Here is a 12215-nt window from a genome sequence, read left to right as displayed (position 1 = left end):
TGGCGTGGGCCGCTTCGTGATCATCCTGCCGCTTGAGTCGCTGAACGTCGGCGATGGCTTCGTCACCGCCGACTGGCCGCTGCACGTTACCGTGGTGCCGCCGTTCCGCACCCGGTGCACTGCAGAGCAGCTGCGCGAGGCCATGACCGCGGTCGCCCGGGCCCGCGAGCCGCTGCGGATCACGGTGGGGCCGGATGACTGGTTCGGCCACCGCAAGGACGTGCTCGTCTCGCTCGTGACAGACGACGGACGGATCCAGAAGCTGCACGACAACCTGCTGGTGACGTTGCGACGCTGCCTCGTCGACCACGAGACGCTGTCGCATGTCGGGCGTGGCTACCGCCCGCACATCACGGCGACACGGCACGGGCGGGTGACCGATGGCGAGCGCTACACGCTCCCCCAGCTGGCCCTCGTCGACATGGCTACACCTCACGGCGATCCGCCGCGCGTCACGCGCGCAACGGTCGACCTCGGCGGCCGCTAGCTCGTGGTGACGACGGGTTCGCCGACCGGCGCATCCGGCATCTCGGATGCGATGCGGCGCGCCTCCTCGAGCAGGGTCGCGACAATCTCACTCTCTGGCACCGTCTTGATGACCTCGCCCTTGACGAAGATCTGGCCCTTGCCGTTTCCGGATGCGACACCGAGGTCCGCCTCGCGTGCCTCGCCAGGACCGTTAACGACGCAGCCCATGACGGCGACACGCAAAGGCACCGTCATGCCCTGCAGCCCCTCTGTGACCTCGTCCGCGAGGCTGTAGACGTCGACCTGTGCGCGGCCGCAGCTCGGGCAGGAGACGATCTCGAGCTTGCGCTCGCGCAGGTTCAGCGACTGCAGGATCTGCAAGCCAACCTTGACCTCCTCCACCGGCGGCGCCGACAGCGAGACCCGGATCGTGTCGCCGATGCCCTCAGCCAGCAGGATGCCGAACGCGGTGGCCGACTTGATCGTGCCCTGGAACGCCGGGCCTGCCTCGGTGACGCCGAGGTGCAGCGGCCAGTCGCCCTGCTCGGCAAGCATCCGGTAGGCCTTGACCATGACGATCGGGTCGTTGTGCTTCACCGAGATCTTGAAGTCGTGGAAGTCGTGCTCCTCGAACAGGCTCGCCTCCCACACCGCGCTCTCGACGAGCGCTTCCGCAGTGGCCTTGCCGTGCTTCTGCAGCAGGCTCGGCTCGAGCGAGCCTGCGTTCACGCCGATCCGGATGCTGACGCCTGCGTCACGGGCGGCCTTCGCGATCGCGCCGACCTGGTCGTCGAATTTGCGGATGTTCCCCGGGTTCACCCGCACCGCGCCGACGCCGGCATCGATGGCGGCGAAGACGTAGCGCGGCTGGAAGTGGATGTCCGCGATGACCGGAATCTGGCTCTTGGCGGCGATGATCTTCAGCGCATCGGCGTCCTCCTGGTGGGGCACGGCGACGCGCACGATGTCGCAGCCGGTGGCGGTGAGCTCCGCAATCTGCTGGAGCGTCGCGTTGATGTTGGTGGTCTGCGTCGTGGTCATCGACTGCACGCTCACCGGAGCGTCGCCTCCGACGAGAACCTTGCCGACCCGGATCTGCCGCGTCTTGCGCCTCGGGGCCAGTACTTCGGGGACTCGGGGCATACCCAGATTTATTGCTGCCACGCCTCAAGTCTACGTCCGTGCGCTGTGCCTCTCCCGGCGGCGTCCGAGGCGGCTCGCGGATGCGGGGAGTAATCTGCGTGCCCGGGCCCGGCCACCGTCACCCGCCATGGAGGAGCAGTGTCACTCACGACAGAACAGTTCGCAGAGCGGGTCTTCGCATCTGCGCTCGGATCGATCGAGATGTACTCGATTTACATCGGCGATCGCCTCGGCTACTACCGGGTTCTGGCCGGCCGCGCTGTCACCGCATCCCAGCTCGCCACTGCCACGAAGACCGACGAGCGCTATGCGCGCGAGTGGCTGGAGCAGCAGTCCGCAAGCGGCATCCTCGACGTCGACCTCAGCGGCGCAGATCCGGTGTTCACGCTTCCCATCGCGCACCGGCCGGTGCTGACCGAGGCGACCGACAGCAACTATCTGGCGCCCATGACTCGCATGCTGACTGCCGCGGGCGGACAGCTGCCTGACCTCCTCGAGGCATACCGGTCCGGCGGCGGTGTGCCGTGGGACCGGTACGGCCCAGACATGCGCGAGTCGCAAGCCGACATGAACCGCCCGTTCTTCCAGAACGAGCTCGCGGACGTCTTCGGCCGGCTGGGGCGAGTCCACGAGTTGCTCTCGAAACCGAATGCGCTGGCCGCCGATGTCGGCTGCGGCGCGGGCTGGTCGACCATCCACCTGGCCAGGGCCTACCCCAACGCGACGCTGAACGGCTTCGACATCGACGCCGTGGCGATCGAGATGGCCAGGCGCAATGCGGAGGCAGAGGGAGTCGCCGATCGGGTGACTTTCAGTTCCGACAACATCGCGGAGCACCCCGTCGATGCGCACTGCGACGTGGTCCTGGCGTTCGAGTGCATCCACGACATGCCGAGGCCCGTCCGGGTCCTGCGTGCGATGCGCTCGATGCTGAGGGACGACGGGATCTGTGTCGTCATGGACGAGGCCGTTGGCGAGAGCTTCGCCGGCCCATCCGACGATGTCGAACGGCTGATGTACGGCTTCAGCCTGCTGGTGTGCCTTCCGGATGGCCGTTCCTCCCGGCCGTCGGTCGCCACCGGAACGGTCATGAGGCCGTCAGTGCTGCGCGGATATGCGCTCGACGCGGGGTTCAGCGACTGCGCTCCGATTGCTGAGGCAGGCTTCTTCCGCTTCTACGAGCTCACGCCGTGAGCTAGACGGGTTTCATCGCTGTCGCCGGGCTGATCCACCCTGTGACCTCCCCCAACGAGATGGTGGAGCCACCCGCGCCGGGAGCCGTGGCGGTGATGCGCACCTCGTCCCCATCGGCTAAGTAGCTGATGGTCGTGCCGTCGGCGAGCGGAAGCGGATCGGTCCCGTTCCAGGTCAGTTCCAGCAGGCAGCCTCGTTGGTCACGCCGTTCGCCCGACACGGTCCCGGAGCCGAACAGCCCACCGGAACGGAGAATCGCGCCGTTCACCGTCATGTGCGCGAGCATCTGCACGGCGGTCCAGTATTGGGTGGAGAACGGCGGTCGAGAGATGACTTCGCCGTTGAGTTCGACCGCCAACCGCAGGTCGAAGCCCCACGGCTGCATGCCGCGGTCATCCAGGTACGGCGCGAGTGGAGTGTCTCTGGTCGGTGGCTGGACTCGGGCGTTCTCGAGCGCCGCGATCGGCACCACCCACGGGCTGATGGCGGTGGCAAACGACTTGCCCAGGTGCGGGCCGAGCGGCGCGGACTCGAACATCTGGATGTCGCGGGCAGACCAGTCGTTCAGCAGCACGACCCCGAAGATGTGGCGGCTCGCGTCCTCGAGCGACACCTCGGACACGGCATCCGTTGTCCCGACGACGAAGCCAACCTCCGCCTCGAAGTCCAGCTGCCGCGTCGGCCCGAACGTTGCGGCCGAGCCGTCGAGACGCAGCCCCTTGGGACGGACAACATCGGTCCCGGATGCGACAACGGTTGCCGACCGTCCGTGATAGCCGATCGGCAGGTGCTTCCAGGCCCGTGACAATTCGGGGCGCTCCGGTTGGAAGATCTCGGCAACCCTCAGGGCGTGCTGCTCCGAGGTGTAGAAGTCGACGTAATCGGACACCGTGAACGGCATGCCGATGCGCACGGATGCGATGGCGTGAACGGTCTTCGACAGCCTGTCGTCGACCGGAGTCTCGCCAAGCAGGACCGTCACGAGCTCGCGCAGCTCCGCCCATACGAGATGGCCAGCGGCGAGGATGCCATCAAGGGACGGCGTGTCGAGTGCAACGCGGAGCGCGTCCGACACCCGGGGGTGTCCAGCGAGCGCGGCTCGCAGGTCGACCACCGAGTCGCCGATGCGGACGCCGGGCCGGAAGCCGGCGCCTGCGTCGAAGGAACCGTAGGGCAGGTTGTTCAGACCGAAGCCCTGGGTGCCGTGGATATCCGCGATGCTTCCCGTTTGCGCGGCGCTCACGATGCATCCTCGAAGATCGCAACCGCGCGGGTCCAGCCGGCCGAAGCCTTATGGATCTTCACCGGGAAGCACGAGACCTGGAAGCCGAACGCTGGCACCGCTTCGAGGTTGTGCAGCTTCTCGATATGGCAGTAGCCGATGTCGCGGCCTGCCCGGTGCCCTTCCCAGATGATGCCCGCATCGCGGTCTTGCGCGTAGCGCTTGGCGGTGTAGCTGAACGGGGCATCCCAGCTCCACGCGTCGGTTCCCGTGACGCGCACGCCTTGGCGCAGCAGGTGCAGCGTCGCTTCCCGGCCCACTCCACAGCCGCGGGACACGTAATCGTCTTCCCCGTAGCGGGCGCCGGCGCTCGTGTTCACCATGACGATGTCCAGCGGCTGCAACTCGTAGCCGATGCGCGCGAGTTCGGCATCGATGTCAGCCGGCGTCAGCACGTAGCCGTCGGCTGCGTCGCGAAAGTCGAGCTTGACGCCGTTCTGGAAGCACCACTCGAGCGGGACCTCATCGATGGTCATTGCGCGCTCGCCACCGTTCATGGTCGACGCGTAGTGGTAAGGCGCGTCGAGGTGAGTGCCGTTGTGGGTGGAGAGGTCGACTTGCTCCACGGCCCACGCCTCGCCGTCCGGCAGGTCGGCTGCCGTCGCACCGGGAAAGTAGCTCAACATCGCGTCTCGCGACTGGGTGTGATCGATGTAGTTGATCTTGGGTTCCATCCCCGTCGGGTCGGAGGCGATTCCCGACTTCAAAGGCACCGACAGGTCAACGATTCTGCGCATCCTTGCTCCTTGATCAGCGCTGAGACTCCTCAGCGCACGCCCCAGTCGTCGGTGCGCTCGAAGATGTACATGCCGCCGTCGTGCCGATCGGTGGCGTAGATGAGGCCGTCCGAGTTCACGATGAGGTCGTTCATCTGGATGGCACGCTTTCCGTCTGGCGATGGGGGGACGTGGTAGGCCAGTTCGCGCGGACTGAACGGATCGCTGAGGTCGTAGACCCGCACGCCCGCACTGAAATAAGTCACGAACACCTCGTCGACGCTCTGGTAGGTGCCAGCGCGCATCTCGTGAAGGTTGTGCGGACCGAAGCGCCCACCGCGAGTGTGGAAGTCACCCTGCGGCTCGGGCAGGATCGAAATCTGCCGGGGACGCTGCTCATCGGAGATGTCGAACACCCTCACGTACTTCTTCTGGGTGGCGAGGTCGTCGACGATCTCCTCCTCGGTGACGATCAGCAGATTCCGCTCCGGGATGGGCAGCACCGAGTGCACCGAGCCAGATACCTGAGGCGGGCTCGCGAGGTCGTCCAGGATGATGTGCTTGACGAGCTTCGGGGCGCTCTTGTCGGAGATGTCGAGGATGACAACCCCGCCATCCCACCACGAACAGTAGGCTCGGTCTCCCACGATGTTCGCGTGGTGGTGCCAGACGTCCCGGCCCGAGTGCCAGCGCGACTCCTCCCCCGCACCGTGGTTCATGCCGGGCAGCCACCACCGGGACACCTCGACCGGGTTCGCGGGATCGCTGAGGTCGAAGATCATGAAGATCTGCCGGTCGAAGCCCAGATCGCTTCCGCTCATGTAGACGTAGGGCTCTTCGATGTACTTGAACCGGTGCACGCCGTGACCGGGCATGTGGTAATAAGCCAGCTCGTTCGGTCGGGTCGGGTCCTCGAGCGAGAACACCTTGAAGCCGGTCGGAAGCGCCGGATCCGGCTGCGCGTTGGGGTAGATCTCCTGATTGACCAGCAGGATGTCGCCCAGGATCTGCACCTTGTGGGTGCGGACGCCGTCGGGCTTCTCCATTTGGTAGACGACCCTCGGGTTCGTGGGATCTGAGATGTCGACCACGGAAGTGCCGATGCTCCTGTCTCCCATGTGCCCGACGTACGCGTACTTGTCGTAGAAGTTGACGTGCATAGCGTCGCCCGACCCGTTCAGGTCGGTGTGGCCAATGACTCTCAGGCCGCGCGCCTCGGCGTTCAGCTGGCTCACATCGGTGGTCGGGCTGTCGTGCATCTTCCTTCTCCTTGTTGCTCTCTGACGCGTAACCGGCGAGGGCATCCGGGGACGCCCTCGCCGGTCGCGGATGTGACTACTTGGCGTTGTTGATCGGCATTTCCGGGATCATCATGTCCTTGATGCCGTACTTGGACATGAGCTCCTCGTAGAAACCGATCTCCACCAGGTGCTGCAGCGCTGCGTGGAATGCATCGCGCAGTTCGTCGTTGCCCTTCTTGATCGCGGGGCCGCTCGTGGTGTTCTGCACCAAGCCCGCGACGCGGAGGTTGTCAGAGTCGCGATCCGCGTAGGCGAGCGCGACGATGATCTCGAGCACTCCGACCTCGTCCTGCTCACTCTTGACAGCGAGCGCAACACCGGCGTTGTCAACGTAGGTGTGGAAGTCGATCGCCTCTTCGCCGTTGGCGACGCACTCCTCGGACGCCGCTGTCATGGTGCGGTCGACGAGCGTGCCCTTGGTACCCGCCACCGAGTGGCCGCACAGTCCGGTGAGGTAGTCGACGTCATCCTTCTCGAACGTGTTGTTGGCGAGTACCGCGAAGCCGTTCTTGTAGATCGAGATGATGTCGAAAAGCTTCTGACGGTCGATGTTGTCACCCATTGTGGCCAGGTCGTAGCGCCCTGAATCAACACCCGGCTGCAGCGCGTCGAACGTGACGACGTCGAACTCGGCCTTGAGCCCAAGCACGGTGGCTGCAGCGTCGTACAGCTCGATGGCAACACCGACCAGCTCGCCAGCCTCGTCGGTGAACTGAGCCGGCATGTTGGTGCTGGTTGCGCCGATCTGGAGCGTGCCGCGCTTGGCGATCTCCGCCGGCAGCATGTCCGCGATCTCCTGCACGAGCGCGACCTCCGTGGTGGTTTCGATGTCCGACCCCGGGGTGGCAGCCTCGCCTGGGTTGGCACACGCGCTCAGACCGAGCAGTGCGACGAGCGCTCCGGCGACGGCCACTTTGTTCTTCAGTAGCATCTTTGCTTCCTCTCTTGGTGGGTACTGCTCTCGGTTCTTGTCGGCGATAGAGCATTGCTCTCTCGTCTCACCAGCGGTGACCGCCACCGCTGACGCCTTGGGGCGCATCACGCGCGGCTAGGAGTCCGCCCTCCCGGTGTCCTGAGCCTTGAAATTGACACGCCGGTTGAATCCTCGTCCGAACCTGCGCTCAACCCAGATCTGTCCGACCATGAGCACACTTGTCAGCCCGAGGTACCAGACGCACGCGACCGTGAGCATCGGGATGGTCTCCCCGTTCTGCGCGTACACCTTCTGCACCGTCGTCAGCAGTTCGCCATAGCCGATGACCGTGACGATCGACGTGTTCTTGAACATCGTCACGACCTCGTTGGCGAGCGGCGGGATCAACACCCGGATGGCCTGTGGTCCGGTCACGCGCGCGAGCTTCGTCGGCCCACTCAAACCAAGCGCATGCGAGGCCTCATGTTGGCCTGCCCCCACTGCCAGATAGCCGCCGCGGAAGATCTCGGCCGCCTTCCCTCCGAAATACAGTGAGAGACCAAGCAACGCCGCACCGAACTGGGTGACGACGTGCTTGGTTTCGATCTCAAATAGTGCTGGAAGACCCGGAATGCCGAGGCCGAGAGTGGGAACCAATGCCGCAAGAAAGTAGATGAACAGCAGCACGACCATGATCGGCAGCGCCCGGACGAGCCAGATGTACGCGAGTGCCATGACCCGCAGCGCCGCGAACCTGGACAGTCGCGCCATGCACACGAGCAGGCCGATGATGGTCCCGCATGCGAGCGCCGTCACGGTGAGCAGCAGCGTGCGACTGACTCCCTCGAGCACGTCATCCGAGAAGAGGTTCGCCGCGACGACATCCCACTTCCAGCCGGGGCTGCGGAGGAAATCGATGACCGAGAGCACGACTAGGATCGCGATCGCCGCGGCAACCCAGCGCTTGAGCTCGAAGCGCCGCCGGATCGGCATTGCGGCGACCTTCTGGTGCTCAGTTCGATCCGGCACGGTTGCAGCATTGGTGGTCATCCCCTGCACCTCACTTCGAACCGGCGAAGCTACGCTCAGTCGCGTACTGGACGATGGCCTCGACAGCGGCCGTGTCCGCCTTCAGCTCTCGGCCGAGGATGACCTCGGACAGCACACGAACAGCCGTGAGCGCGGCATGGTCAACGCCGATGCGTTCGGCCAGTTGCTCGTAGGCGGCAATGCCGTAGGGCACGTCGTCGGTGAGGAAGCGGGAGTCAAGCTGCTTGGGCCCGAGACGGTTGCGATAGAGCGGGAACACCTTGACCGCGTCGAAGAAGGTATCGCCCTGCATTCCATCGCCACCGTAGGAGTTGAGTGCCCCTTCGAGCAGCGTGCGGGGACTACCGCCGAGCGCTGTCACCACGTTCACCCGTTCGCTGTCGATGGCGTCCATCAGGCGAGCGACGCCGGGCGTGAGGCCCTCGTCCCAGTAGTGCCAGTCCTCGCCGTTCTCGATTCGGGTGGCGTTGAGGATCGCGAGAGGCGGGTGGATGGTGGCGTTGATGTTGGACAGCGAGGTCGTCAGGAAGTCCGCGGCCACGAGCTCCGGCAGATACCGCGAGAAGTGGTCGAGCAGTGCTGCCGTGTCCTCGTCGGAGGCGCCCGCGATGTCCAGGTTTCGCTTGCGCATGGCGATGTTCACCCGGTCCCCGGAGAGCGATCCGCCCGCGATCCAGCCCGGGACCTCACCGAAGATCGGTGACTCGATGCCCCACCTGCGGAACAGCTCGGTGGCCAACAGCGCTCCACCGAACCCACCGGGGCCCAGCAGCACCAGTTTGCCCGCGAACTGCTCGGGCCTCACGCTCAGCAAGGACTCGAGGTCCTTGGCCGGCGCCGCGATCACGTAGCTGTCGCCCTCGAACTGTGCGTCCTGGGCTACCGCTTCGATGACCGCTGTGCCGCTGAGGCCGGTCCCCTCGACCTGCACGGAATGCTCGCCCGCGCCATGCTCGCTCGTGAAGAGCACGCGCTCCCCGCTTGTCAGCGCCGCGACGGCGGCAACCGGAAGTGAGCGCTCGGCGTTGTCTCCAATGACGACCAGAGTCACGTTGTTCTCCTAGCTTCGTTGATGGGTAGGTGTCTTTGCGCTCAGCGCAGCTCGGCGTCGAGTTCCGGGGCGATGGTGCCCTTCCACGGAACGGCGACGCGTGACAGGTGGTCGAGGTCGCCGGGAAGCAGCAGGTGGTCTCGACCGATCGAGGCGAGATCCGACAGGCCCAGCGCACCCATGGTGCGTCGAATTTCGTCGCGGAGGATCGACAGGGCATGGGACGCCCCCGCCTCCCCGGCTGCCGCCAGTCCGTACAGGGTCGCGCGTCCGATCATGACCGCGTCTGCTCCCAGCGCGATCGCCTTCAGCACATCGCTTCCGCGGCGGAAGCCGCTGTCGACAAGCACCGGGACGCGGCCAGCGACTGCCGCCACGATACTGGGCAGCATCTCCAGCGGAGATGGGGCCGAGTCGTTCGTTGCGCCGCCGTGGTTGCTGACCACGATGGCGTCGGCACCGGCGCTGATCGCCTGAACCGCGTCATCCGGGTGCAGAATTCCCTTGATGATGAGGGTACGCGGCCACAGGTCGCGAACGCGCTGGAAGAAGGTCCAGTCGAGGGAGTCCTCCTTGACGAACCAGGCCCGTCGTTCCGCTGCGGTCATCCCCTCGGGGACATCGGTGTTGGTCATACCCGGGAGCTGGCGCTCCTTGAGGAGGTACCTTGCCGGTGTGCCGAGCGCCCAATGCGGGTGACGCACCCCTTCGAAGAGGTGGCCGAGCTTGACCCGCTCGAGCGGGAACTTGATGTCCTGGCGCTTGTCCCACGGCCGGTTGTACGGGATGGTGGAGTCGACCGTCAGGAACAGCGCCTCGAAGCCGGCATCCCTGGCCCGCTCGACCCCGCGCAGCGACGATTCGAGGTCGCGCCACATGATGGCCTGGTACCACTGCGTGCCGCCGCCCTCTTCGAGCACGGTCTCCATCGGCGTGGCGGTGGTGCTGGTCAGGGTGAAGGGAATATTCGCCTTCGCCGCGGCGCGCGCGAGTGAGACCTCACCCCGATAGGAGATCCAGCTGGTTATGCCGGTGGGTGTGATGATGAGCGGCAGGTCGTGCTTCTTGCCGAAGAGGGTGATCGACGGGTCCCGCTGCGAGACATCCTGGAGGATGCGGTGGATGAGCTTGATGCGCTCGAACACCTCACGGTTGTGGCGGTATGAGACGTCGTCCTCACTGCCGTGGTCCAGCTGATTGAACAGCGCAACGGGCAGTCGCCGCTTGGCGATGAGGCGCAGGTCGTTGATCTCCACTGCCTTGTCAAGACGTACCACTGATCTAGCTCCTGTCCGGGTTCTGTGCCTTGTGCGCTGTACTCACTCAGCTCACCTGCTTCTCGTGCTGCTCGCCGATCGCCGCGAAGAAGGCGCGGCCGCGCTCGGTCTGCGGGTTGGAGAGCACCTCACGGGGCGCTCCCTGCTCGATGATCCGGCCGTCGGCCATCACAACCAGCTCGTCGGCGATGTCGCGTGCGAAGTTCATCTCGTGGGTGACGATCACCATCGTCGTGCCGTCGTTCGCGAGACTCCGCATCACCTCGAGCACCTCGTGCACAAGCTCGGGGTCCAGTGCACTCGTCGGCTCATCGAAGAGCATCACCTCGGGCTGCATTGCCAGCGCCCGCGCGATGGCGACACGCTGCTGCTGTCCTCCGGACAGCTCGTTGGGGTAGTTGCCAAGCTTGTCGCCAAGGCCGACGCGCGCGAGGTGCTCTTTCGCGACCTGCTTCGCCTCGGATTGGGAGAGGCCCCTAACGGTCTTGGGCGCGAGCATGACGTTCTGCAGTGCGGTGAGGTTCGGGAACAGGTTGAACGACTGGAACACCATCCCGAAGTTCAGGACCTGCTCCCGCGACTTGGTCCTCGACACCGGAACCCGGTAGCCGCCCCGAACCTCTTCGTGGCAGAGCTCCCCCTTGAAGAAGATCGCACCGCCATCGATCGATTCCAGCCCGTTGATCGTCCGCAAGAGCGTGGACTTTCCGGAGCCCGAAGGACCGACGATGCAGGTAACCGAGCCTGCGGCGATCGAGAGGTCAACTCCGTACAGTGCCTGGAAGGAGCCGAACTTCTTCTCCACCCTGACCAGCTCGAGAATGAGCTCCGTGGAAGCGTTCACCGAACACCACCTTTCTGATTGATCGACTCTGAGAGAGGAACAGCGACCGTGACCGGCACGTCTGGCCCGAATTCCTGGTTTTCGTCGTGCCGGAAGACCCTGCGATCGAATCCGCGCCCGAACTTTCGCTCCAGCCGCAGCTGACCGACCATGAGGATGCTGGTCAGGGCGAGGTACCAGACACACGCGACGGTGAGCATCGGGATGGTCTCGAAGTTGGTCGCGTACAGCCGTTGCGTGGTTGTCAGCAGCTCAGCGAAGCCGACGACGGACACGAGCGATGTGTTCTTGAACATCGTGACGACCTCGTTCGCCATCGGCGGGATGATGACACGAATCGCCTGCGGACCGATGACGCGGCTGAGCGCCGTCCACGGTCCGAGCCCGAGGGCCTGCACTGCCTCGCGCTGCCCGGCTCCCACTGCGATGAACCCAGACCGGAAGATCTCGGCCGTCTTGCCGCCGAGGTAGAAGGACAGTCCGACGACGGCCGCAGTGAACGGCGTGATCAGGTCGTTCGTCGGCCACTCGACGACGTAGGGCAGGAAAGGCAATCCGATGCCGAGGGTGGGCTTCAGCACGCCGAGGAAGTAGATGAGCAGCAGGATCACGAGCGGCGGCGTCGCGCGCACGATCCACACGTAGACGAACGCCGCGCCGCGCAGCACTGAGAAGCGGGACAGACGGGCCAGGCACACTATGAGGCCAGTGAGCAGGCCGAACATCAGCGCCAGCACGGTGAGCCAGACGGTGTTGAGCACGCCGAGCATGATGCGCTGGGAGAACAGGTACGACCACACGAGTGGCCAGTCCCAAGCCTCGTTGAAGATCAGGAGATTCAATACCACCGCGGCCACGTAGATCCCCACGATGAGGAGGATCCACCGGGTGATCTCGAAGCGGCGCTTCTGCGGCAGGCTCAGCAGCCGGTCGGTGCTTAGCGTCTTCTCACGAGTTGGTGACGACATCTGTGTCT

Annotated in this window: 12 protein-coding genes; 2 read left to right on the top strand and 10 right to left on the bottom strand. The window is 65.2% G+C overall.

Features of this window, described 5'->3' with window-relative positions:
- Positions 1-4 precede the first annotated feature (4 nt).
- The gene (locus HGK58_RS06840; protein WP_168626727.1) at positions 5-487 is read left to right on the top strand and encodes a 2'-5' RNA ligase family protein; all 483 of its coding nucleotides are present in this window, start codon (positions 5-7) and stop codon (positions 485-487) included.
- Here the strand turns inward: HGK58_RS06840 and ispG are convergent.
- Complete coding sequence (gene ispG, locus HGK58_RS06835) at positions 484-1632, bottom strand: flavodoxin-dependent (E)-4-hydroxy-3-methylbut-2-enyl-diphosphate synthase (RefSeq protein ID WP_193509868.1); 1149 nt, start codon at positions 1630-1632, stop codon at positions 484-486. The two genes, HGK58_RS06840 and ispG, sit on opposite strands and share 4 nt — an antisense overlap.
- 117 nt (positions 1633-1749) lie before the next feature.
- Between ispG and HGK58_RS14050 the strand changes: the two genes are divergently transcribed.
- Positions 1750-2805, top strand: a complete 1056-nt coding sequence (locus tag HGK58_RS14050) for a class I SAM-dependent methyltransferase (protein ID WP_349236154.1) — start codon at positions 1750-1752, stop codon at positions 2803-2805.
- Position 2806: 1 nt separating this feature from the next.
- Here HGK58_RS14050 and HGK58_RS06825 read toward each other — a convergent pair whose 3' ends face one another.
- The 9 genes from HGK58_RS06825 to HGK58_RS06785 all read right to left on the bottom strand — a co-directional run bounded on the left by HGK58_RS06825 (position 2807) and on the right by HGK58_RS06785 (position 12207).
- Positions 2807-4048, bottom strand: coding sequence for a fumarylacetoacetate hydrolase family protein (locus tag HGK58_RS06825; protein WP_349236153.1), 1242 nt, complete (start codon positions 4046-4048; stop codon positions 2807-2809).
- Positions 4045-4824 (bottom strand): cyclase family protein, encoded by a 780-nt coding sequence (locus tag HGK58_RS06820; RefSeq protein WP_168626726.1) that lies wholly within the window; start codon positions 4822-4824, stop codon positions 4045-4047. Before HGK58_RS06820 ends, HGK58_RS06825 begins: the two co-directional genes overlap by 4 nt.
- A 29-nt stretch (positions 4825-4853) precedes the next feature.
- Positions 4854-6062 carry a hypothetical protein gene (locus HGK58_RS06815; protein WP_168626725.1) on the bottom strand — a complete coding sequence of 403 codons (1209 nt, stop codon included), beginning with the start codon at positions 6060-6062 and terminating at the stop codon, positions 4854-4856.
- A 76-nt stretch (positions 6063-6138) separates the two neighbouring features.
- Entirely contained in the window at positions 6139-7035 is an 897-nt protein-coding gene (locus HGK58_RS06810; protein ID WP_168626724.1) for a transporter substrate-binding domain-containing protein, read from the bottom strand.
- A gap of 117 nt (positions 7036-7152) precedes the next feature.
- Positions 7153-8067, bottom strand: coding sequence for an amino acid ABC transporter permease (locus tag HGK58_RS06805; protein ID WP_168626723.1), 915 nt, complete (start codon positions 8065-8067; stop codon positions 7153-7155).
- A gap of 10 nt (positions 8068-8077) precedes the next feature.
- Positions 8078-9118, bottom strand: a complete 1041-nt coding sequence (locus HGK58_RS06800) for an NAD/NADP octopine/nopaline dehydrogenase family protein (RefSeq protein WP_168626722.1) — start codon at positions 9116-9118, stop codon at positions 8078-8080.
- 41 nt (positions 9119-9159) lie between these two features.
- Positions 9160-10395 carry an alpha-hydroxy acid oxidase gene (locus HGK58_RS06795; protein ID WP_168626721.1) on the bottom strand — a complete coding sequence of 412 codons (1236 nt, stop codon included), beginning with the start codon at positions 10393-10395 and terminating at the stop codon, positions 9160-9162.
- A gap of 46 nt (positions 10396-10441) precedes the next feature.
- Positions 10442-11239: an amino acid ABC transporter ATP-binding protein gene (locus HGK58_RS06790; protein WP_349236152.1), complete on the bottom strand. Its 798-nt coding sequence runs from the start codon at positions 11237-11239 to the stop codon at positions 10442-10444.
- Complete coding sequence (locus HGK58_RS06785) at positions 11236-12207, bottom strand: amino acid ABC transporter permease (RefSeq protein WP_168626720.1); 972 nt, start codon at positions 12205-12207, stop codon at positions 11236-11238. Before HGK58_RS06785 ends, HGK58_RS06790 begins: the two co-directional genes overlap by 4 nt.
- Positions 12208-12215 lie beyond the last annotated feature (8 nt).

The sequence above is a fragment of the Cryobacterium sp. BB307 genome (genome assembly GCF_012274275.1).
GTDB lineage: Bacteria > Actinomycetota > Actinomycetes > Actinomycetales > Microbacteriaceae > Terrimesophilobacter.
This window is presented reverse-complemented; position numbering and strand designations above follow the sequence as displayed.